Genomic DNA, 21,832 nt, shown 5'->3' with positions numbered 1-21,832 from the left:
GCCGGGTGCATCCCCGCCCTCCGAGCCGGTCCGGCCGATGCGCAGACCGCCGATGCGGCGCGGCCCTGCCATTCTTGTCAGTACAAACACCTCGAACAACCAGCAGAGAGCCATCAAAAACCCCTCAAGGAGCCGGTCCATGGGCCATCCGTTCCCGATCCGGGAGATCGCACGTCAGGCCGGTCTCAGCGAGGCGACCGTGGACCGGGTGCTGAACGGCAGGGGAGGGGTGCGGGAGAGCACCGCGCAGGAGGTGCGCCGGGCCATCGCCGACCTCGACCGGCAGCGCACCCAGGTCCGGCTGGTCGGCCGCACCTTCATGGTCGACATCGTGGCGCAGGCTCCGGAGCGGTTCACCACCGCCGTACGCGCCGCCCTGGAGGCGGAACTGCCCGCGCTGCACCCGGCGGTGGTCCGCTGCCGCTTCCACTTCCGTGAGACCGGACCGGTCCAGGAACTGGTCCGCACGCTGGACCGGACAGCCCGGCGCGGGACGCAGGGGGTGATCCTCAAGGCGCCGGACGTCCCCGAGGTCACGGCGGCCGTCGGCCGGCTCACCGCCGCCGGCGTCCCGGTCGTCACCCTCGTCACCGACCTGCCCGCGAGCGGACGCCTGGCCTACGTCGGCATCGACAACCGGGCGGCCGGCGCGACCGCCGCGTACCTCCTGGGCCAGTGGCTCGGCGACCGGCCCGGCAACGTCCTCACCAGCCTCAGCAGCGGCTTCTTCCGCAACGAGGAGGAGCGCGAGATGGGGTTCCGCGGTGTCATGCGCGCCCGCCATCCCGGACGCGCGCTGGTGGAGACCGCCGGGGGCCAGGGCCTGGACGCCACCCAGTACGACCTGGTCCGCGCCGCCCTGGAACGCGACCCGGAGATCCGCGCGGTGTACTCCATCGGCGGCGGGAACAACGCCACCCTGCGTGCGTTCGCCGACCTCGGCCGCGAGTGCGCCGTGTTCATCGCGCACGACCTGGACCACGACAACACCCGCCTGCTGCGCGCGCACCGGCTCTCCGCCGTGCTCCACCACGACCTGCGGCACGATCTGCGCGAGGCGTGCCGCGAGGTGATGCGCAGCCACGGCGCGCTGCCGCCCGCCGGGCCGGTGCTGCCGTCGGCGATCCAGGTGGTCACCCCGTACAACATGCCGGGAGGCTGACCCACGCGCCGGTCCGCGCCGACTCCGTCATCGCGTCCAGCACGGTCGCGCTGTGCACCGCGTCCGCGAGGGTGGTGCCGTACGGCGTGCCCTCGGCGATGGAGCGTACGAAGCGGTAGGCCTCGATCACCTTCAGGTCGTCGTAGCCCATCGCGTTGGCCGCGCCCGGCTGGAACGCGGCGAACTCGCCGGCGCCCGGGCCGACGTAGACCGTGCTGACCGGCTGGTCCTGGTAGGCCGTACCGCTGCTCACGCCCAGTTCGTTCATCCGGCGGAAGTCCCAGAACACCGCCCCCTTGGTGCCGTGTACCTCGAAGCCGTAGTTGTTCTGCTCGCCGACCGAGACCCGGCAGGCCTCCAGGACCCCGCGGGCGCCGGAGGCGAAGCGCAGCAGGCAGCTGACGTAGTCCTCGTTCTCGACCGGGCCGGGCGCGCCGCCGGCGGCCAGGGCGTGGCCGGCCGTCGCGCCGGCCGGGCGGGCGCGTTCCGGGAGGAAGATCGCGGTGTCGGCGGTGAGGGCGGCGATGTCGCCCAGCAGGAACCGGGCCAGGTCGGCGCCGTGCGAGGCCAGGTCGCCGAGCACCCCGCTGCCGCCGCGCTCGCGCTCGTAGCGCCAGGTCAGGGCCGAGTCCGGGTGGGCCGCGTAGTCGCTGAAGAGGCGGATGCGCACGTGGGTGACGGTGCCGATGCCGCCGGAGGCGATCAGCTCGCGGGCGGCCTCCACGGCGGGCGCGTTGCGGTAGTTGAAGCCGACGGTGCCCTGCACACCCGCCCCGGCGGCCGCGTCCGCGACCGCGCGGGCGTCCTGGGCGGTCAGCCCCACCGGCTTCTCGATCCACAGGTGTTTGCCGGCCTCGGCCATCGCCACGCCGATCTCCCGGTGCAGGAAGTTCGGCGCGGTGACGCTCACGGCCCGCACGCGCGGGTCGGCGGCCACCTCCCGCCAGTCCCGGGTCGCGGAGGCGAACCCGAACCGTTCGGCGGCCTCCTCGGCCCGCCCGGGCACCTCCTCGGCGACGGTGACCAGCCGGGGACGCAGCGGGAGGTGCGGATAGTGGTGCGGGAGCCGGGCGTACGCCTGGGTGTGCACCCGGCCCATCCAGCCGAACCCGACGACGGCGACACCCAGCGCTTCCACCATGGCAGCCTCTCCTGCAGCGTTCGGACGGTGCGCCCGGACGCGTGCGTGGACCGCGGACCGGACCGGTGCGTCCGAGCGCAGGCCACCTTTGTCCGGACATGGCGAGGCTGTCAACCCTTGGAGGGCGCGAGCACCCGGCGCTGCCCGCACCGGGCCCCGGCACGGCGCGCCCGCTCTGGGCCAGAGGGTGGTCAGAGGGTGATCGCGTACGCCTTGCGCAGCGTCTCGTGCACCGTCCAGCGGGTACGGTCGCCGGCGCGCAGCACCGCCATGTCGCCCGGCCCGACCGTCAGCGTCGGCCCGTCCTCGACCTCGATGGTCGCCGAGCCGCTGATCACCACGAACAGCTCGTCCGCCTCGGTGTCGGTGACCACGCCCGGGGTGATCTGCCAGATCCCGCGGAGGTGCCGCCCGTCCGGCGACTCCCAGACCACCTTTCCGGTGACCTCCGGGCTCCCGGAGACGATCTGCGCCGGGTCCAGGGGCTCGGGTTCGAGGTCGGCGTCGGGGATGTGGAGCGCGAAGCTGTGCGTCATGCGGCCGACCCTAGTCGGCGCGCGAGCCGTGCCGCCGTGGACAGTGTGTGCGGCATCGGGACTGGCCGGAGGACACTTCGTCGGGCCGCGCGGACTGGCGGGGGCGCCGGGCCCGGGTGATCGTGGGGACATGGCCGAGAACATGGCCGACAACATGGCCGACTCCACGGCGGACCGCGCGGCACCGCCCCGCCGGCACGACGCGCGCGAGGTCGTCCTGTTCGGCGGGGTGTACGGCGCCGTCCTCGCCAGCTCGATGGTCGCGGCGCTCACCCAGTACGGACACACGTCCGCCGACGTCCGCGGCTACGACGCGGCCTGGGTACTGGTGACCGCGTGCGCGTCCGCCCTCGCCCACGGCTACGCCCACTACATCGCCGAGCGGGTCCCGCACCGCCGACGGGACATCCTGCCCGCCCTGCGCAACGAGTGGCCGCTGGTCACGGCCGTGCTGCCCACGGTGTTCCTGCTCGCGGGGGCGCGCTGGGGGTGGTGGCCCGCGAAGGGCGTCGAGTACGCCGCCTTCGCCCTGAACATCGCGCTGCTGTTCGGGCTCGGCCTGGTCACCGCCCGCTGGTCGGCGCGGAGCTGGCCGGCCGCCGTCCTCGTCGGACTGGGGGACGCACTGCTGGGGATGGTCGTGGTGGTGGCGAACGCGCTGATCAAGTGAGCACCCGGCGCGCGAGCCCCCAGCGAGCGGTGCGGGCGCCGTCGGCGGGCGGTGCGGGCGCCGTCAGCGGACGGTTCGGACGCCGTCCAGCGCGATCGCGAGGACCCGGTCCCGCTGGGCGCTGTCCTCGTACGCCGTCGCCGTGATCCCGGCGACCATCCGCAGCAGGTCCCCGAAGCCCATGTCCGCCCGGGCGACGCCGGCCCGCTGCGCGCGCTCCAGCAGCGGGCCGCCGGCCGCGTACATCGAGTCACGGCACGCCTGGAAGATGTCCGACTCGCCGTCCAGGGCCTCCCGTACCGCCCGTTTGGTGACCATGTACCCGGCGAACCGGTCGAGCCAGGCCGTCAGCGCCTCCCACGGCTCCCGGTCCGCGAGGTCCCCGGCCGCCCGGCACAGGGTGTTGACCTCGTCCGCGTAGACGGTCTCGAACAGGTCGCGGCGGGTCGGGAAGTTGCGGTACAGGGTGCCGATGCCGACCCCCGCGCGGCGGGCGATGTCCTCCAGGGCCGCCTCGGCGCCGTGCTCGGCGAACGCCTCGCGGGCGGCGGCGAGCAGGGCGTCGTAGTTGCGGGCGGCGTCCTTCCGGTGCGGCCGGCGGGTCGCGACGATCTCGCTGACGGGGAACGGCGTGGCCGTCACTGCTGCCTCCCGGGGAGGATCTCGATTGAACCGGAGGTATGCCTCCGCTACAGTGGAGGGGTACCTCCACTTTAGCAGTGAGGGGTGGCCCCGCCGTGGCCGGACGCGGCCCGCGCCGCCGCCCCCGCACCTCGCACCATGCACCTCGCACCACGGCCGTGTACGGCCGCAGGACCGTGCCCGCCCGTACAGCTACGCACGCCCCGTACGGCTGTGCACGGCCCCTGCGACCGTCCTCGGGCCCCTGCGACCCCGCACGGCCCGTCCGGCCCAGCCCCTGGCGCGCTCGACCCTCCGTCCCCGATTCCGGAGAGGCCCCCTCCATGCCCCGCACGTCCACCCGCCTCACCTTCGCGGTCCTCGCGACCGGTGCCGGCGTGTTCGCCATGCTCCAGTCGCTGATCGCGCCGGCCCTGCCGACCGTCCAGCACGCGCTGCACACCTCCCAGTCGACCGCGACCTGGGTGATGACGGCCTACCTGCTGTCCGCCTCGGTCTTCACCCCGATCCTCGGCCGGGTCGGCGACCTCGTCGGCAAGAAACGCACCCTCGTCGCCGTCCTGGTGACCGTCCTCGCGGGCTGCCTGATCGCCGCGCTCGCCCCCGACATCGGCGTGCTCATCCTCGCCCGGGTCGTCCAGGGTGTCGGCGGCGCGCTGTTCCCGCTCTCCTTCGGCATCATCCGGGACGAGTTCGCCCCGGCCGAGGTCGGCGGCAGCATCGGCAACCTCTCCGCGGTGATCGCCGCGGGTGGCGGTGTGGGCATCGTGGCCGCCGGCCCGATCGTCTCGGCGCTCGACTACCGGTGGCTGTTCTGGATACCGGTCGCCGTCGTCGCCGCCACCGCGCTGATCGCCCTGCGCTGTGTACCGGAGTCGCCCAAGCGTGCGCAGGGCAAGGTCAGTTGGGCGGGTGCCGGGCTGCTCTCCGCCTGGCTGGTGGCGCTGCTGCTGCCGCTGAGCCAGGCCGGGCAGTGGGGCTGGGGCTCGCCGAAGGTCCTCGGCCTGTTCGCGGCCGCCGCCGTCCTGTTCGCGGTGTGGCTGGTGACCGAGGCCCGCTCCGGTTCGCCGCTGATCGACCTGCGCGTGATGCGGCTGCCCGCGGTGTGGACGACCAACGCGGCCGCCCTGCTCTTCGGCGCCGGCATGTACGCGATCTGGTCCTTCCTGCCCGGCTTCCTCCAGACGCCGTCCACGGCCGGCTACGGCTTCGGCGCCAGCGTCACCGCGTCCGGACTGCTCCTGCTGCCGATGCTGGTCGCGATGTTCCTCTCCGGCATCCTCTCGGGCCGCCTGGAGCCCCGCGTCGGCGCCAAGGCGCTGCTCACCACGGGCGCCGCGCTCGGCGCGCTGGCCTGCGGCCTCCTCACCCTCTGGCACGACGAGCGGTGGCAGATCGCCGTGGTCGCGGGGCTCTTCGGGCTCGGTATCGGACTGGCCTTCGCCTCGATGGCCAACCTCATCGTGGGCAGCGTCCCGGCCGAGCAGACTGGCGCCGCCACCGGCATGAACGCCAACATCCGCACCATCGGCGGGTCCATCGGCGCCGCGCTCACCAGCGTCCTGGTCACCGGCCGGCTCCAGCCCTCGGGCCTGCCGTACGCCTCCGGCTACACCCATGGCTGGGCCCTGCTCGCGGTGCTCTGCCTGGCCGCGGCCGGCGCCGCGCTCCTCGTCCCCGCCCAGCGCCCCGCCCGCCCGCTCGGCACCGCCGAGCCGGAGGCGACCAGGACACCCGCGCGGGTGCGGTAGGGTTGACCTGCGTGATCACGCGGGACACCCGCGTGGGACCGCGGCGGGACGTGGCGCAGCTTGGTAGCGCACTTGACTGGGGGTCAAGGGGTCGCAGGTTCAAATCCTGTCGTCCCGACTCGAAGAGTCGCAGGTCAGGGGCCGTTTCAGAGGACATCTGAGGCGGCCCTTCGGTCGTTTTCGTAAGCCGCTGTCGCCCCGGCAGGTAGCGTCCATGAGCGGGGGGCCGTGATCGCCCCTCGGGGGGAAGGCGGGGCCCGTCCCCGGGATCGGGCCCACTCGAGGATGACGGGGGAACGTTGCAGTGATCGTGACCGAGTTCCGCGGCGAGGACGTCCCCGCCGGTGAGCGGTTCGACCGCTGGCGGGAACTGATCGGCCAGACTCGCGCGAACGAGACGACCAGCCCCCATGCCGCCGACTTCCGTGCGGAGTTACAGCTGATGGAACTGGGACCGGTGACGGTGTGGCGGACGTCCTTCCTGCCCGCACGCTTCCGCCGTACTGCGCGAAGGGTGCGTCAGGCGGACCCCGGGCTCTACCACTTGTCACTGGTGACCGAGGGGAGCCTGACGCTGACCGGGGACCGCGGAGAGACGGCCACGGTCGGCGCGAGCGGCCTCCTGGTGGACTCGAGCCGACAGCCGTGCGCATCCCAGGCGTACGCCTCCGGATCCGCGGCCGACGGGCGGCCGGGCGTCGTCGCGGGCGTGGGCGTGGACCTCCCCGGGTCGCTGCTGCCCCTGCCGCCGCAGCGGATGGAGCGGCTGCTGGGGCGCGGGCTGTCGGTGCGGGACGGCACGGGGGCCCTGCTGGCGGACTTCCTCACCGGACTGCACCGGCACGCCGGCGGCTTCGGGCCGAACGACGCCTCCCGCCTGGGCACGGTCACCCTCGACCTGGTCTCCGCCCTCTTCGCGCACCGCCTGGAGGCCGAGTCCGCCCTGCCGCCGGAGACCCGGGACCAGGTGCTGGTCCGGCACGTCCGGACGTTCATCCGGCAGAACCTGCCGGACCCGGGGCTGACCCCCGGCACCATAGCCGCCGCCCACCACATCTCCCTCAGCCACCTGCACCGCCTGTTCACCCGGCAGTCCCAGGGCGAGACGGTCGCCGCCTGGATCCGCTCCCAGCGGCTGGAGAAGGCCCGGTCCGACCTGGCGGACCCCGCACTGCGCACCCTGCCCATCCACGAGATCGCGGCCCGCTGGGGCATGCCGCGCGCCTCCGGCTTCACCCGCGCCTTCCGGGCCGCCTACGGGCTCTCGCCGCGCGAGTACCGGTGGCAGGCCCTGCCCGGGCGAAGCTGAGGCACGGCACCGAGCGGGCCCGCGGGCGGCCTGCGTGCCGCCCCGCCCCACCGGCACCGCCCACGGCGCCGGCTTCCGGGCGGCGTCAGTCCGTCGCGGCGGCGGTGAAGTCCGAGCGGTGGGACACGGCCCAGTCGCGGAAGGTGCGGGGCGGTGCCCCCGTCACCTTCTCCACCGTCGGATAGACCTGCGACTCGTCGAGTGTGCCGTCCCCGTAGAAACCGAAGAACGCCCGGATGTACGGCTCCGGAACGCCCGCGGCGGCCATGTCGGCCCGGCCCTCCGCGTCCGAGAGGGCCTGGAAGCGCAGGTCCCGCCCCAGGACCTCGGCCAGGACGGCCACGCGCTGTGCCGGCAGCAGCGGTTCGGGACCGCTCAGGGGGTACACCTGCCCCTCGTGACCGGGGTCGAGCAGGGCACGGACGGCGACGGCGGCGATGTCGTACGGGTCCACGGAGGCGACCGGCACCGTGCCGAAGGCGTCCCTGACCACGTCGCCCTCGCGCAGTTGCGGCAGCCAGCGCAGCGCGTTCGACATGAACGCGTTGGGCCGCAGGAACGTCCAGGCGAGGCCGGACTCCCGCACCGCGTCCTCCGAACGGATCATGTACGCGGAGAGGACGTTGTCGGTGTCGGTGGCGACGGTGGCCAGGCTGGAGAGCAGCACCACACGTTCCACGCCGGCCTGCCGCATCCGGGCCAGGAGCCCGGGCATGTCGCGGTAGCCGGGCAGCAGGAACACAGCGCGTACGCCGTCGAGGGCGGGCCCCAGCGAGTCCGGGTGGTCCAGGTCGCCGACGGCCTGCTCGGCGGGCAGGCCGGCGGGACGGCGGACGAGTGCGCGGACCGGTTCGCCGGCCCGGGCGAGGGCCTGGACGACCTCGCCACCGACGTTTCCGGTCGCTCCGGTGACGAGGATCATCCCAGGCTCCGGGCGAAGTGGGCGGCCACGGTGTCGACGGCGACCGTGACCTGCGGCTCGGTGTCGTAGAAGTCGAACTGGGTGCCCTGCGTCCACAGCAGGTCCCGGGGGCCGGCGAGCTGTGCGTGGAAGCGGCGGGCGCCCTCGGGGATCGCCGCGTCCTCGCTGTGCACCAGCAGGGTGGGCTGGTCGATCCCGGGAGCGAGGGCGATGGCGTCGTACGTCAGCCAGTCGGCCCAGGACATGACGGCGAAGCGGTTGGGCCAGGCGGGTATGCCGCCGCGGGCCGGGTTGAGGTAGAAGTCGATGTCGTAGGGCATGGCGGCGCGTTCGTCCGTGGTGGAGACGACCGGCACGTAGTCGACCTCGCCGGTCTCCTCGTAACGGGAACGGGCCTCCAGGCCGGCCTTGATCCGCTCGGCGACCTCCTCCGCGCCGCCGTAGGCGTCCTCGCAGACGGCGGCGTCGTGCAGCCAGGGCGCCACCAGGGCCAGCGACCGGATGCGGGGGTCCTGCGCGGCGCTGTCCGACATGTACATGGCGGCCGCGCAGATGCCGAGGGCGCCCAGCCGGTCGCCGTCGACCGCCGGGTGGGCGGCCAGGAAGGTGAGCGCGTGGCGGATGTCGCGGACCTTGCGGGCCGGGTCCTCCACGTCCCTAGGCTCGCCCTGCGACTCGCCGAACCCGGTGAAGTCGAAGGACAGGGCGGCGTAGCCACGGGCCGCCAGCCGTTCGGCGTACCGGTCGGCCATCATCTCCTTGACGCTGGTCCAGGTGCCGGCGACCACGACACCGGGCAGCGCGGTGCCGGAGTCGTCGGGCAGGAAGAGGTTGCCGGTCAGGTGGACGCCCTCGCTGTCGAAGGTGACCTTGTGCGTGCGTGTCATGCGTGCTCCAGCGTGCTCGTGGTGAACCGGCCGCCGGTGGTGTCGCGGCGGCAGCGGGTGGGGGAGCCGTCGCCCGTGCCGTGCGGGCCCGGGCGACCGGACGGAGGCATCGAGGCCGTCAGGCTCCCGTGACGCCCGTCTCCTCATCGCTCACCGTCGCTCCACACCGCGGTCATCACCACGCCGGTGATGCGCCATCCGTCCGTGGTGCGGGCCAGGTCGAAGCGGTAGGTGCCGCCCAGCGTCCACAGGGAGTCGTCCGTCTTGCGGTGGGTGGCCTGGAACGTGGCGGTGCACACCGCGCTGTCGCCGTCGACGGAGACCAGGTGGTTGCCCAGCAGGTGGTGGGTGGCCACGTACACGCCGAGGCCGGTGCGCCAGCCGTCGACGATCTCGGCCGGGCTCAGGGTGGCGGGCTCGCCGCCGTTGAGGCTGGTGTAGTCGAGGGTGGCCCGGGCGGCGAACACCTCGCCCAGTGCGTCCCAGTCACGCTGGTCGGCGTACCAGGCCATACGGGTGCAGGTGTCGATGACGTCCAGTCGGTCCATGGTGATCGTCCTTCTTGCGGCCCGTGGGCCGAAGCGGCCGCGGGGCGGTGTGCCCGAAGTGCGTACGGGTGTCGCAGGCGTCTGCGCGCTCCCGAGCATGCCGCGCCGCCCGCGCACCGTGTTGCTCTTCCGTCTCCCGTTTCTTCGCACCGCGTCCCGTACGGCACCGCGTCCCGTACGGCACCGCGTCCCGTACGGCACCGCGTCCCGTACGGCCCCGCGTCCCGTACGGCCCCGCGTCCCGTACGGCCCCGCGTGCCGTACGGCCCCGCGGTCGTGCGGCCCGGCCGGGCGAGCGCGTCAGGCGGCTTGCCTGACGAGGTCGGCGGCCTTCTCCGCGGCCATGATCGTGGGCGCGTTGGTATTCCCGCGGGGCACCGTCGGGAACACCGACGCGTCCACCACCCGCACGTTCTCGACACCGAGCACCCGCAGTTCGGGATCGACCACCGCGCCGATGGCACAGGTCGACGTCGGGTGGTACAGCGACTGCCCGGCCCGCCGCGCCCAGGCGAGGAGCTCCGCGTCGGAGTCGCCGGCCGGCACGTCGTACGCCCCGGTGACGACGTCGGCCACCGCCTGCTGCGCGGCGATCTCCCGTGCGATCCGGAGGCCGGCGACGATCACCGCCCGGTCGTCGGCGGTCATCAGGTAGTTGTGCACGATCCGGGGTGCGGCGTCCGGGCGCGCGGAGCGCAGGGTCACCGCGCCACGGCTGGTCGGGGCCAGCACGCAGGGGCCGAAGGCGAAGCCGTGCTCGGTCGCCGCGCCGAGCCCGTCCTGGTGGAAGAGGGTGGGGGCGGCGTGGAACTGGAGGTCCGGGGCGGTCAGGTCGTCCCGGCTGCGGAAGAAGCCACCGGCCTCGCCGATGTTGGAGGTCAGCGGACCGCGCCCCTCGCTCTCCAGCAGCGCCGCGTTCCCCGGGCTCGCCGCGGTGAGCAACGACTCCTCGCGGGTACGGAAGTTGAGCAGCGCCATGTAGTGGTCCTGGAGGCCCACGCCGACCGGCAGGTCGCGGACGACCTCGATCCCGAAGGCGGCCAGGGCGGCGGCGGGTCCGATCCCCGACAGCATCAGCAGCTTCGGGGACTCGTAGGCGCCCGCCGACAGGACGACCTCGCGCTCGGCGCGGACCACCTCGACGGAGCCGCCGCGTTCGACCTCCACACCGGCCGCCCGGCCGCCCTCCAGCACCACCCGGTGGGCGCGGGCCGACGGCAGCACGGTCAGGTTGGGCCGCTCCATGGCCGGGTGCAGGTAGGCCACGGCCGTGCTGCACCGCAGGCCACCGCGCTGCGTGAGCTGGTAGCGACCGACACCGAACTGCGTCGCGCCGTTGAAGTCGTCGTTCGCCTTGTACCCGGCCTGCTGGGCGGCCTGCACGAACGCGGAGCAGAGCGGGTGCCCGGAGCGGCCGTCGCTGACCGTCAGGGGCCCGCCCGCACCGTGGAACTCGTCCGCGCCGCGCTCGTTGTCCTCCGCCCGCCGGAAGTACGGCAGCACCTCGTCGTAGGACCAGCCGGTGGCCCCGGCCGCCGCCCAGCCGTCGTAGTCGGCGCGGTTGCCGCGGATGTAGATCATGGCGTTCATCGAACTGGTGCCGCCGAACACCTTGCCGCGGGGCAGGTAGGCCCGGCGGCCGCCGATCCCGGGCTCCGGGTCGCTGTCGAAGTCCCAGTCGAGAGCGGACTTGAACAAGTGGGGGAAGGCGGCCGGGACATGGATCTCCTGCGCGGTGTCCGGGCCACCCGCCTCGATCAGTGCCACCCGGACCTCCGGGTCCTCGGTCAGCCGTGCGGCGAGCACGGCGCCCGCCGATCCGGCGCCGACGATGACGTAGTCGTAGCTGCTCATTCCAACCCCTTCGGTTGAGGCGGCGGACTCCGGTGCGCCGTCCGTGACGGGTCGTGGCGGGTAGCGGCTCGACATCCTTGTGGGAGGTCGAGCCGGCTGTCCACGGGGCACTGGTCCCGCGCGGCGGAAACGTCCTGATGTCGCCGCACATCGCCTGAAGCCGGATCCGTGGGCGGCCCCGCACGGGCACTTCCCGGCCCGGGCCACGGGCAACGGCCGCCTGACGCCGCCCGGTTGCCGTTCGGCGCGGCGGGCCCGCCGTACGGCGAGCCGGGGCGGCCGCTCACGGAACAGGGTGCGAAGCGGCGGCGGGTCCGGCCGGCCCGCGGGTCTACCGTGGGCCCGGGCTCCTGCCCCTGGCGCTGACGAGGAGGCGGTATGTCCGACATCGAAGAGCTCGTCGAGCGGCTCCGCGGGCTGCCGCCGCACCCGCCCGGCGACGCGCGGGAGCTGGCCGAGCTGCTCGCCGCGGTGACATCGGCCGCAGGCCGCTGGGCGGAGGTCCTCTACGACCTGCGGAACTCGGCGCGGACCCTGGCCGGTCCACGCGCCTTCGCGGCGCTGGAGCTGGCGTTCCGCAAGGCGGAGGAGTCGTACGTGGAGCTGGAGCTCGCGCACGGCGACCTCCGGGCGCGCACCCGCGGCGGGCCGGCACGGTCCTGACGGAGCGGCGGGGAGCCGGGGCGTGACCGGAAGCTGTCCCTCTTGTGCCTTGATGCGTACACTCCACTCCAACGTGTGATCTTCGCGGTCGGAGGACGCGGCATGGGTGCACCTGGGACTCCCCGGCGTGAAGTGGTCACGGGGGCTCCGCGGACTCCCCGCGCGGCCCGCGGACCGGCCCGCCCCGCCCGGGCGCACGAGGAGGACCCCGCCGTCGACTCCGTCGCGCTCCGGTCCCTGATGCGCCGTCAGCTCCGCCTGGCTCTCGTCACCTTCGCACTGCTCGTCGCCGTGCTCGGGCCGCTGCCCCTCGTCTTCACGGCCCTGCCGGACCCGGCGGTCCGGCCCGGCAGCGCGCTCGTCGTGTGGGCCGTACTCGGTGTGGCCGCCTACCCCGTGCTCGTCCTCCTCGGCCGGTGGTACGTCGTACGCGCCGAGCGCGCCGAAGCCGCCGGAACCGTCGGACACGACACCGCGGACCTCGCCGAAAGGGCCTGACGGTGACCGACGCCCAGCCGCCCGCGCCCGGCCGCGCACCCGGGGCCGCCGGGTGAACCAGACGTACGGCATCGCCGCCGTCGCGGCGGCGGTCGTCGCGACCCTGGTGATCGGTGCCACCGGGCTGCGCGTCTCCCGCACCACCTCCGACTTCTACGTCGCCTCCCGCACCGTCCCGCCGTACCTGAACGCCATGGCCATCAGCGGCGAGTACCTGTCGGCGGCCTCGTTTCTCGGCATCGCCGGACTCCTCGTCGCCGAGGGCGTGGAGATGCTCTGGTTCCCGGTCGGCTACGCCGCCGGCTACCTGGTCCTCCTGGTGTTCGTCGCCGCCCCGCTGCGCCGCTCCGGGGCGTACACCCTGCCCGACTTCGCCGAGTCACGGCTGGGGTCCAGGGCCGCCCGCCGGGTGGCCGGCGTGCTCGTCGTCGGCGTCGGCTGGCTGTACCTGCTGCCCCAGCTGCAGGGCGCCGGCCTCACCCTCGGCCTGGTCACCGGCGCGCCCCGCTGGCTCGGCGCGGTACTCGTCGCCGTCGTCGTCACCCTGGCCGTGGCCGCCGGCGGCATGCGCGGCATCACCTTCGTCCAGGCGTTCCAGTACTGCCTGAAGCTGACCGCCCTCCTGGTGCCCGCGGTCTTCCTGGTCCTCGCCTGGCACGGCGACCCGCGGCCCGCCGCCGCCCTGGACGAGCCGCCGGCCTTCCGCCGGCCCACCCAGGTCACCGTCGAGAGCACCGTGCGCATCAGGATCGAGGCGCCGCTGCGGGCCGTCGCGACCGGCACCGTGGACGGCAGGGTCCTCGACGACGGCCGCCTGGCGCTGGACCCGGGTGTGCACGAGGTCGGGGCCGGGACGACGCTCCGGTTCCCGGCCGGGGCCCCGGTGCCCGAGCGCGAGAGCGCCGACGGCCGGCGCGGCGGGGCCTCCAGCTGGGCGGAACCGCTGTCCGCCGGCAGCGACGAGCATCCGCTGTACACGACGTACGGGCTGATCTGCGCCACGTTCCTCGGCACCATGGGGCTGCCCCACGTGCTCGTCCGCTTCTACACCAACCCCGACGGCCGGGCCGCCCGGCGCACCACGGTCATCGTGCTCGCCCTGGTCGGCGGCTTCTACCTGCTGCCCCCTCTCTACGGCCTGCTCGGCCGGATCTACGCCCCCGAGCTGCGCCTCACCGGCGACACCGACGCCGCCGTCCTCGTGCTGCCCGAACGGCTCCTCGGCGGTACCGGCGGCGACCTGCTCGGCGCCCTGATCGCCGCCGGGGCCTGCGCCGCCTTCCTGTCCACCGCGTCCGGGCTCACCCTGTCCGTCGCGGGCGTGCTCAGCCAGGACGTGCTGCCCTCGCTCGGCATCCGGAACTTCCGGCCGGCGACGCTGCCGGCGATCGCGGTGCCCGCCGTGGTGAGCGTGGCCGCCGGCGACCTCCCCGTGGCAGGCGCCGTGGGACTCGCCTTCGCCGTGGCCGCCTCCGCGTTCTGCCCGCTGCTGGTGCTCGGCATCTGGTGGCGCGGACTGACCGCGGCCGGCGCGGTCGCGGGACTGCTCACCGGCGGGGGCAGCGCCCTCACGGCGGTCGCCCTGACCATCGCCGGACCACTGGAGGACGGCTGGGCGCACACCCTGCTCGCCTGGCCGGCGGTGTGGTCGGTACCGCTCGGCTTCCTGACCATGGTCCTGGTCTCGCTGGCCACCCGGCACCGGATCCCGGCCGGCACCGAGGCCGCCATGGCCCGGCTGCACCTGCCCGAAGACCCGGCCGGCCGGTGCGCCCGCGACCCGGCGAGGAGTGACGACCCGATGACGCGACCCCGGCCCGGCGCGGAGCCAGGAGTGACGACCCGATGACGCACCCCCGGCCCGCCGCACCCCGGAGCCGCGCGTGAGCGGCCTCGCCCTCGCCGCCGCCGCGGCCCCCCTGCTGTTCGCCGCGGGCCTCGCCGCGGGCCGGCACCTGGCCCGCCGGGCCGCCCCGGACGGAACGGACCTCGGCACGCCGGTGGAACGGGCCACCTTCCACACCCTGCACACCGCCTCCGTGGCCGCGCCCCCGCTGCGCGCCGGGCTCACCGAGGACACGGCCCGCAAGGCGGTACGGCGGCTGCGGCCGCTGTTCGGCGCGGCCGCGCTCGGCCTCACCGCCGAGGACCGGCTGCTCGCCTGGGAGGGGCCGGGCCGGCACCACGAAGGGCCCGTCCTGGACCGGGTGCGGCAGGTGCTGGACTCCGGCCGCACCCAGACCTTCACCGTCGACTGCCGGGACCCGGGCTGCCCCGCGCGCCGGGGTGCCGCCGCGCCGCTCGTCGTCGACCAGCGGGTGCTCGGCGCCCTCGTGGTGCTCGGTGCCGGGGAGTCGCAGTCCGTGGTCCGGGCCACCGAGGAGGTGGCGCGCTGGGTCTCCGTCCAGCTCGAACTGGCCGAACTGGACCGGACGCGCACGGGGCTGATCGAGGCGGAGATCCGGGCGCTGCGCGCGCAGATCTCCCCGCACTTCATCTACAACTCGCTGGCGGCGATCGCCTCGTTCGTGCGGACCGACCCCGAACGGGCCCGCGAGCTGCTGCTGGAGTTCGCCGACTTCACCCGGTACTCCTTCCGCAGGCACGGCGAGTTCACCACCCTGGCCGAGGAGTTGCGCTCCGTCGAGCAGTTCCTGGAGCTGGTCCGGGCCCGGTTCGGACCGCGGCTGGAGGTGACGCTCCAGATCGCGCCCGAGGTGCTGCCGGTGGCGGTTCCCTTCCTGTGCCTGCAGCCGCTGGTGGAGAACGCCGTCAAGCACGGGCTGGAGGAGAGCGGGGAGCGCAGCCGTATCACCCTCTCCGCGCAGGACGAGGGCGCGCTGGCCCGGATCGTCATCGAGGACGACGGAGTCGGCGTGGAGCCGGACCGGCTCCGCCGCATCCTGCGCGGCGAGGGCAGCCCCTCGACGGGCATCGGGCTGCGCAATGTCGACGAGCGGCTGCGGCAGGTCTACGGGGACGACCACGGTCTGGTGATCGAGACCGGTGTCGGCGCGGGAATGAAGATCACCATCCGCGTCCCCAAGTATCGCGCGGGGGTGCGCAGCACGCCGCCGCGCACCGCGCCGGGAGGTGTGTGACGGGCCGTGAGGCGCGGGCGCGGGGCCGTCCGTGCCGGTGCCGGCCCGGCGGCCGTGCCGAGGCGGGCGTCCGGGGGGAACGGACGTGCCCGCGGCACCCGGTGTCCTGTGCCGGGGGCCGCGGGCGGGGTGGTGGGGCGGGTCAGAAGGTCAGCGCCCAGTTGTCGAGGGTGCCGATGCCGTCCGCGTACACGTCCGCGACCCGGAGCTTCCAGCTGCCGTTGGCCGGGGAGGCGCTCGCGTCGACCGTGTAGGTCTTGGCGAGGGTGCCGCCGGTCTCCGACGCGCTCGTCGCCTTGAGCGGGTACGTCCTGCCGTCCGGGGCGACCAGGTCGATCTTGACGTCACCGAGCCATTCGTGGGTGACGTTCACGGCCACCCGCAGCGACTTCGGCGCGTTGCCGGAGAGGCCGGCCACCGTGATCGCCGAGTCGACGGTGCCCGCGTCGGGCACGGCGTAGGTGGTCTGGTTCTGGTAGGAGGGGAAGGTCAGCGACCAGCTCTTGAGGGTGCCGACCCCGCCCGCCGACCTGTCCTCGACCAGCAGCTTCCACGTGCCGGCGGCGGTGGAGGCGCTCGCGTCGACCGCGTAGGTCCTGGTCAGGGTGCCGCCCGGATCGGTGCCGTTGGTCGCCTTGAGCGGGTACGTCCTGCCGTCCGGGGCGACCAGGTCGATCTTCACCTCGCCGAGCCACTCGTGGGTGAGGTCGACGGCCACCTGCAGCGCCCCGGACGCCGTGCCGGACACCCCGGCCACGGTGATCTCGGAGGTGAGGGTGCCCGGGTCCGGGATGGCGAAGGTGCCGCTCTTCTCGAACGGCGTGGGGAAGGCCAGGGACCAGCTCGTGAGGGTGCCGACCCCGCCGGCGGACCTGTCCTCGGCCCGCAGCTTCCAGGTGCCGTTGGCGGGGGAGGCGCTCGCGTCGACCGTGTAGGTCTTGCTGAGCGTGCCGCCGGCCTCGGTCCCGCTCGTCGCCTTGAGCGGGTACGCCTTGCCGTCCGGGGCGACCAGGTCGATCCTCACGTCACCGAGCCACTCGTGGGTGAGGCCGACGCCCACCTGCAGCGCCTTGGGCGCGTTGCCGGAGACGCCGGCCACCGTGATCGGCGAGTCGACGGTCCCCGGGTCGGGCACGGCGAAGTCGGTGTCGTTGACGATCTTCGACGGCCGGGGCCTGGTGACCGGGTCGGGGACGGTCGTGCCGACCGCCTTGCCGACGTCGATGCGGGGCGTGGTGGCACCGGTGTAGGTGACGGTCCTGCCCGTGGCCTTCAGCAGTGACTCCAGGGACGCGATGCTCTTGTCCGGGAACGCCTGCCGGAGGACCGCGAGGGCGCCGGCCACGTGCGGGGCGGCCATGGAGGTGCCGTTCTTGGAGGCGTAGCCGCCGCCCGGGACGGAGGAGACGATGCCGGTGCCGGGCGCGAACACGTCCAGCAGCGGGCCGCGGTTGGTGAACGCGGACAGCTGGTCGTCGTCGGTGGTGGAGCCGACCGCGATGGCGGAGGGGACACAGGCCGGGGCGCTGACCGCGTCGCCGTACCCGTTGTTGCCGGCCGCGACCACGGTGGCGACACCGGCGTCGAAGAGGCTGTCGATGGCGAGCTTGCGCGGGTCGCTCTCACAGGCGGTGGCGTACCGGCCGGCGCCCAGGCTGAGGTTGGCCGCGACGACGGGCGTGCCGGCCGCCTTCAGCTGCCGCACCTTCTCCAGCGCCGCGAGCTGGGCGCTGGTGAAGCTGAGGACGCAGGGGGCGGCGCCGGCACCGCAGAAGTCCTCGGAGCCGAACTTGCTGAAGACCTGGATGGCGACGATGCCCGCACCGGGGGCGACACCGGACTTGGGGGCGCCGGTGAGCCCCTTGCCGTTGCCCGCGGCGATGCCCGCCACATGGGTCCCGTGGTCGCACTCGGCGATCGTCGCGCACGGCCCGGACTCGGAGTTGGCGGTGCCGGTGCCCTCCTGCTGGGCGGTGCCGTTGGGGCAGAGGCTGGTGGCGGAGTAGTCGGCGTCGACCGGCGAGAAGCACGCCTCGGCCACGATGCGGCCCTTGAGGAAGGGGTGGTTGGTGGCGACGCCGGTGTCCAGGACGGCGACCGCGCTGCCCGCGCCGGTCAGGCCCTTGCCGGCGGCGACGTCCCCGCCGATCAGGGGGACGCTCTGGTCCAGGGAAGGCGGTACCGGCGTGTCCTCGGTGACGCTGACGACGCCCGGCTGGGCGGCCAGCTTGTCCAGGCCGTTCCGGTTCACCTTCAGGGTGACCACCGGCAGGCTGGTGAAGGACTGCACGGTGTCACCCGCGGCCGCCGCACCGGACAGGTCCGTGCGGTTCTCGGTGACGACGTTCACCCGGACCGTGCCGCCGTCGGCGGTCTCGTCGTACAGCGGCGGGTCGACCGGGCTGTCCGTCGCCGCGGTCGCGGCGGGGGTGCCCTGCGGTGCGGCGGCCTGGGCCGGTATCGCACCGAGGGCGACGGTCGTCACCGCGGCGATGACCGTGGTCCAAAGCGGTTTGTTCAAGGTCGCTCCAGCGGGAAGCGGGCACGGCTGTGCCCGCGGTGAGTGCGGGGACGGCGCGGGCGCCGAAAGGCCGGATGACGGACGTGCCGTCATCCGGCCCGCACGCCAGGGCGTGCTCCGTCAGAAGGTGGCGGGACGCATCAGGTGGCGTTGGCGCCGTTCTTCGGGTTGCCCTTCTTCTGGACGGCCTTCAGGTAGCCCAGGGCCACGGCCTGGCAGTGGCCCTTCTTCCGGTACGCCGTGCAGGTGTAGTCGCGGAGCGTGGTGTGGAAGGCGTAGTCCACGTTCGACTTCTTGTTGCGGTCGAGGTAGTACTTGTAGCCCTTGTAGGTGTTGCCGATCAGGCCGTAGCCGTAGTCGTGCATGTCGCAGGCGGCCCGGAAGTCGAAGCCGAGCGGCTTGTCGGGCGAGCTGGTGCAGTGGTCGTGGTTGATGCCGACCACCAGGTAGCCCGCTGCGGTCACCTTCCAGTACGGGTTGTGCCAGCCGTAGTGCGCGACCTTCGCGGCGCAGCCGCTCTTGAGGTACCACAGCCACGAGGTGGCGGTGTTGCAGTGGCGCGGGTACGCCTGCGGGTCGGAGATCTCACCGCCGGTGAAGTCCGTCGCCGGGGGCGCGGTGCCGTCCGTGTCGTGGATGCCGGCCGCGCCCTGCAGCTGCGACTCCCGCGCCGGGCGGGCGAGACCGGTCTCCTCGACGTTCGGGGCGGCCGACTCCGCCGGGAAGGTCAGGTCCCAGGCGCCGTTGTCGGGCGAGGTCACCTCGGTGACCCGGCCGGTCGTGTCGTAGGCGTACGAGGCCACCGGCTCGGTGCTCTCGACCGGGTTGGTCAGGGAGCGCAGCAGGCCCGCGGAGTCGTAGGCGTAGCGGGCGAGGGTCTGCGTGGTGCCGCCGGTGGTGACGGTGATCTGCTTGGCCCGGCCGGCGAAGTCACCGAGGGCCGTTCCGGAGGCCGTCGTCGCGGTGGCGTAGGTGACCCTCACCGACTGCTCGGGGGTCTCCCCGGCGGCCGGCTCCGTGATGGTGGACACCCGCCCCTGGGTGTCGTAGCCGACGGTCGAGGTGCCGTTGGCCACGCTGCCCACGCCGGTGACCCGCCACTTGTCGGTGCCCGGCGCGGCCTGCTTCCAGGTGTACGTGGGCTTCAGGTCGGCGGCGGGGATCGGGTTGCCGCTCGCGTCGGTGAAGGTGTCGTCACCCGCCTCGGTGGCGGCGAGGTCCACGCCGAGGGTCTCGACGACGGTGGTGGTCATGGCGCCGGCCGCGGAGTCCCACTTGGTGGTCTCCGTGATCTTGGAGCCGTCGGTGGCCTCGTAGGTGTTGACGCCGCCGCCGCTCGGGTAGTCGACGCTCTTGGTGAGGTTGTAGCGGTACGTCTCGTTCACCCCGAGGTCGGTCACCACGATGGCGCCCGACTGCTGTTCCAGCTTGCGGTTGAGCTGGCCGCCCAGGAACTCCGCTTCCCAGCCGGGGCCGAAGACGCCCATGTCGGTGCGGCCGGCCGGGGCCGACTGCGGCTTGGCGACGCCGCTGTCCTGGGCGACGACCGCGTGCCGCCGGTCGATGAGGCCCGCGGCCACATCCGTCTCGGCGATCTCGAAGGACCGGGTCTCGCTGTAGTACGTACCGGGGCCCACCTGCTGGATGTCGCCCGTGGCCAGTGGTTGGTCGATGGTCTCCGCCGCCGCCTGCTGCTGCGGGAGCAGCAGCGTCACACCGAGTGCGGCGACGACCGGGAGCGCTGATCTGCGCACAAGTCCCCCCTCGTGAAGATCAGTTCGAATGCCGCTGCGGACCCTAGGGCGGGGCTGATCACGTTCACAAGAGTTACAAAGGGAGGTCGGGGCTCCACTTGGTTGCAGCAGTGAAATGGGTCAACTCCGCGTCAACCGAGGGCAATGAGTCTGATAACTGCCCCAGTCGGAGTGGGCGGGGTCGGCTCCCGAGGTGGGCTCGCGCGATGTCGCGTCCCGGGCCGCCCCGAGGGGCGACCCGTTCACGCGTGAAAAGCGGAGGAGGCGCCCCCGTCCAGATGTGACCCAGATCACGTACGGCCGGTCACATCATGGACGGCGCGCCGTCTCGCCGTACGTCGCGGAGGGCCGGCGGTTTACGGCACTTCGGTGGCCGATGTCTGCTTCCGCTGCCGCAGCGCCGCCATCACCGCGTAGACGATGATCCCGACGAACAGGAACAGCACGCCCTGGTACACCGCCGCGTAGCCGGCGCCCGCCATCAGCCAGACGGAGAAGGCGGCGGCCACCGCGGTGATCACGGAGTCCCGCACCAGCCGCGCCCGGTCGACCGCCTCGGAGCGGCCGGCGACGAGGTGGAAGATCTGCGCGGCGGCGGCCAGCAGGTACGGCACGGTGGCGGTGAACGTGGTGACGAGGACCAGGATCTCGAAGACCTTGCCCGAGCCCGAGGCGTAGTTGTAGACGGTGAGCAGCGAGGCCAGGACGACGGTCACGCCGACCCCGACCGTGGGCACGCCCCGCCGCCGGCGGGCGAAGACGGCCGGGAACAGGCCGTCGCGCGCCGCCGCGTACGGCGTCTGCGCGCTCAGCAGGGTCCAGCCGTTGAGGCAGCCGGTCATCGACACGAGTGCGGCGAGCGCCACGGCCGTACCGCCCCAGCTGCCCCCGAACATCGTGTTCACGGCGTCCGAGAACGGCGCGGTGGAGGACACCAGACGGTCGTGCGGGACCGTGCCGAACACGGACAGGGTGCCCAGCAGGTAGACCAGCGCGGCACCCGCGGTGCCGATGACGGTGGCCCGTCCCACGTTGCGCCGGGCGTTCCTGACCTCGCCCGCGCTCACGGCGGCGGACTCCACTCCGAGGTAGGAGAAGAGCAGCAGGGCGGCCGAGGCGGACACCGCGCCGATCGCGCTGTGGTCGCCGGCGTTGAACGGCCCGAGCCGGTCGGGGTCGAAGAAGAACAGCCCGCCGACCGCCACCAGCAGCAGCGGCACGAACTTCAGCACGGTGGAGACCAGCTGGACGGCGCCCACGTAGCGGGTGCCGGCGAAGTTGGCGAGGGCGGGCAGCCACTGCAGGGCCAGCGCGGCCAGGCAGGCGCTCCACCGGTGGTCGCCGACCGGGACCAGCACGTCGAGATAGCCGACGGCGGCGACGGCGAGCGCGGCGTTCGACACCCAGGTGGTGATCCAGTACGACCAGGCGGCGAGGAAGCCGGCGAAGTCGCCGAACGCCTCGCGGGCGTAGACGTACGGGCCGCCGGTGCGCGGGTCGCGGGCGGCGAGCCGGCCGAAGACCAGGGCGAGCGCGATGGCGCCGACGGTCAGCACCACGAAGGCGACCAGGCTGACCGTGCCGTAGGGGGCGATGGAGGCGGGGAGCAGGAAGATGCCGCCGCCGATGATGTTGCCCATGACCAGCGCGGTGGCGACGGGCAGGCCGAACCGGCGGGCGTGCCTGCCGGTGTCGCCGTGCGGATCGGCGGGAAGCGTGGGGGACTCCGCGGGGATCCCCGCGGGGGCCGGAGCCGGCGGGACGGTTCCGGTGCTGTGCATGGGTCGTGCGCCTCTCATGGAACTGACGTTCCCGGGATCGCCGGGACGGGCCCCATGGTCGGGGATGCGCGGATGTGGCTCAAAATCGCCGA

Annotated in this window: 18 protein-coding genes and 1 tRNA gene; 9 read left to right on the top strand and 10 right to left on the bottom strand. The window is 73.7% G+C overall.

The genetic code is table 11. The features are described from left to right. Positions 1 to 139: 139 nt before the first annotated feature. Positions 140 to 1,162, top strand: a complete 1,023-nt coding sequence (locus ABZ576_RS21480) for a LacI family DNA-binding transcriptional regulator (RefSeq protein WP_360742902.1) — start codon at positions 140 to 142, stop codon at positions 1,160 to 1,162. Here the strand turns inward: ABZ576_RS21480 and ABZ576_RS21475 are convergent. Next, on the bottom strand, positions 1,134 to 2,303 hold the full coding sequence (locus ABZ576_RS21475) for a Gfo/Idh/MocA family oxidoreductase (RefSeq protein WP_360742899.1): 1,170 nt from the start codon (positions 2,301 to 2,303) through the stop codon (positions 1,134 to 1,136). The two genes, ABZ576_RS21480 and ABZ576_RS21475, sit on opposite strands and share 29 nt — an antisense overlap. A gap of 191 nt (positions 2,304 to 2,494) precedes the next feature. Then, positions 2,495 to 2,839, bottom strand: coding sequence for a cupin domain-containing protein (locus ABZ576_RS21470; protein WP_360742896.1), 345 nt, complete (start codon positions 2,837 to 2,839; stop codon positions 2,495 to 2,497). Positions 2,840 to 2,993: 154 nt separating this feature from the next. Here ABZ576_RS21470 and ABZ576_RS21465 point away from each other — a divergent pair, with 154 nt between their 5' ends. Beyond that, the gene (locus ABZ576_RS21465) at positions 2,994 to 3,509 is read left to right on the top strand and encodes a hypothetical protein (protein WP_360743366.1); all 516 of its coding nucleotides are present in this window, start codon (positions 2,994 to 2,996) and stop codon (positions 3,507 to 3,509) included. 63 nt (positions 3,510 to 3,572) lie between these two features. Here ABZ576_RS21465 and ABZ576_RS21460 read toward each other — a convergent pair whose 3' ends face one another. Further along, positions 3,573 to 4,151 carry a helix-turn-helix domain-containing protein gene (locus ABZ576_RS21460; RefSeq protein WP_360742893.1) on the bottom strand — a complete coding sequence of 193 codons (579 nt, stop codon included), beginning with the start codon at positions 4,149 to 4,151 and terminating at the stop codon, positions 3,573 to 3,575. A gap of 323 nt (positions 4,152 to 4,474) precedes the next feature. Here ABZ576_RS21460 and ABZ576_RS21455 point away from each other — a divergent pair, with 323 nt between their 5' ends. The 3 genes from ABZ576_RS21455 (at position 4,475) to ABZ576_RS21445 (ending at position 7,211) form a co-directional block, all read left to right on the top strand. Next, positions 4,475 to 5,902 (top strand): MFS transporter, encoded by a 1,428-nt coding sequence (locus ABZ576_RS21455; RefSeq protein ID WP_360742890.1) that lies wholly within the window; start codon positions 4,475 to 4,477, stop codon positions 5,900 to 5,902. A gap of 44 nt (positions 5,903 to 5,946) precedes the next feature. Beyond that, positions 5,947 to 6,020, top strand: a tRNA-Pro gene (locus ABZ576_RS21450). A 186-nt stretch (positions 6,021 to 6,206) separates the two neighbouring features. Then, a complete protein-coding gene (locus ABZ576_RS21445; RefSeq protein ID WP_360742887.1) occupies positions 6,207 to 7,211 on the top strand; it encodes an AraC family transcriptional regulator in 1,005 nt (334 codons plus the stop codon). Positions 7,212 to 7,296: 85 nt separating this feature from the next. On the opposite strand, the gene ABZ576_RS21440 is transcribed toward ABZ576_RS21445, so the two are convergent. The 4 genes from ABZ576_RS21440 to ABZ576_RS21425 form a co-directional block, all read right to left on the bottom strand. Then, positions 7,297 to 8,133, bottom strand: coding sequence for an NAD(P)H-binding protein (locus ABZ576_RS21440; RefSeq protein ID WP_360742884.1), 837 nt, complete (start codon positions 8,131 to 8,133; stop codon positions 7,297 to 7,299). Then, positions 8,130 to 9,020 (bottom strand): alpha/beta fold hydrolase, encoded by an 891-nt coding sequence (locus ABZ576_RS21435; RefSeq protein ID WP_360742881.1) that lies wholly within the window; start codon positions 9,018 to 9,020, stop codon positions 8,130 to 8,132. The genes ABZ576_RS21440 and ABZ576_RS21435 overlap by 4 nt, the downstream gene beginning before the upstream one ends. A gap of 143 nt (positions 9,021 to 9,163) precedes the next feature. Next, positions 9,164 to 9,568, bottom strand: coding sequence for a nuclear transport factor 2 family protein (locus tag ABZ576_RS21430; protein WP_360742878.1), 405 nt, complete (start codon positions 9,566 to 9,568; stop codon positions 9,164 to 9,166). 300 nt (positions 9,569 to 9,868) lie between these two features. Beyond that, on the bottom strand, positions 9,869 to 11,422 hold the full coding sequence (locus tag ABZ576_RS21425; protein WP_360742875.1) for a GMC family oxidoreductase N-terminal domain-containing protein: 1,554 nt from the start codon (positions 11,420 to 11,422) through the stop codon (positions 9,869 to 9,871). Between the two features lie 378 nt (positions 11,423 to 11,800). On the opposite strand from ABZ576_RS21425, the gene ABZ576_RS21420 reads away from it, so the two are divergent. The 4 genes from ABZ576_RS21420 to ABZ576_RS21405 all read left to right on the top strand — a co-directional run bounded on the left by ABZ576_RS21420 (position 11,801) and on the right by ABZ576_RS21405 (position 15,684). Next, positions 11,801 to 12,085, top strand: coding sequence for a hypothetical protein (locus tag ABZ576_RS21420; protein WP_360742872.1), 285 nt, complete (start codon positions 11,801 to 11,803; stop codon positions 12,083 to 12,085). A gap of 102 nt (positions 12,086 to 12,187) precedes the next feature. Further along, entirely contained in the window at positions 12,188 to 12,583 is a 396-nt protein-coding gene (locus ABZ576_RS21415; protein WP_360742869.1) for a hypothetical protein, read from the top strand. Between the two features lie 52 nt (positions 12,584 to 12,635). Further along, positions 12,636 to 14,432, top strand: a complete 1,797-nt coding sequence (locus ABZ576_RS21410; protein ID WP_360742866.1) for a cation acetate symporter — start codon at positions 12,636 to 12,638, stop codon at positions 14,430 to 14,432. Positions 14,433 to 14,466: 34 nt separating this feature from the next. After that, positions 14,467 to 15,684, top strand: a complete 1,218-nt coding sequence (locus tag ABZ576_RS21405; RefSeq protein WP_360742863.1) for a histidine kinase — start codon at positions 14,467 to 14,469, stop codon at positions 15,682 to 15,684. A gap of 142 nt (positions 15,685 to 15,826) precedes the next feature. On the opposite strand, the gene ABZ576_RS21400 is transcribed toward ABZ576_RS21405, so the two are convergent. The 3 genes from ABZ576_RS21400 to ABZ576_RS21390 form a co-directional block, all read right to left on the bottom strand. Next, positions 15,827 to 18,205, bottom strand: a complete 2,379-nt coding sequence (locus tag ABZ576_RS21400; protein WP_360742860.1) for a proprotein convertase P-domain-containing protein — start codon at positions 18,203 to 18,205, stop codon at positions 15,827 to 15,829. 140 nt (positions 18,206 to 18,345) lie between these two features. Next, the gene (locus ABZ576_RS21395; RefSeq protein WP_360742857.1) at positions 18,346 to 19,959 is read right to left on the bottom strand and encodes a phospholipase A2; all 1,614 of its coding nucleotides are present in this window, start codon (positions 19,957 to 19,959) and stop codon (positions 18,346 to 18,348) included. A 356-nt stretch (positions 19,960 to 20,315) separates the two neighbouring features. Further along, on the bottom strand, positions 20,316 to 21,740 hold the full coding sequence (locus tag ABZ576_RS21390) for an amino acid permease (protein WP_360742854.1): 1,425 nt from the start codon (positions 21,738 to 21,740) through the stop codon (positions 20,316 to 20,318). Between the last annotated feature and the right edge of the window lie 92 nt (positions 21,741 to 21,832).

This window comes from Streptomyces sp. NPDC013455 (assembly GCF_040632975.1).
Taxonomy (GTDB): Bacteria; Actinomycetota; Actinomycetes; order Streptomycetales; family Streptomycetaceae; genus Streptomyces.
Note: the sequence above shows the minus strand (reverse complement) of the source record. Positions and strands in the feature narration are given on the sequence as shown.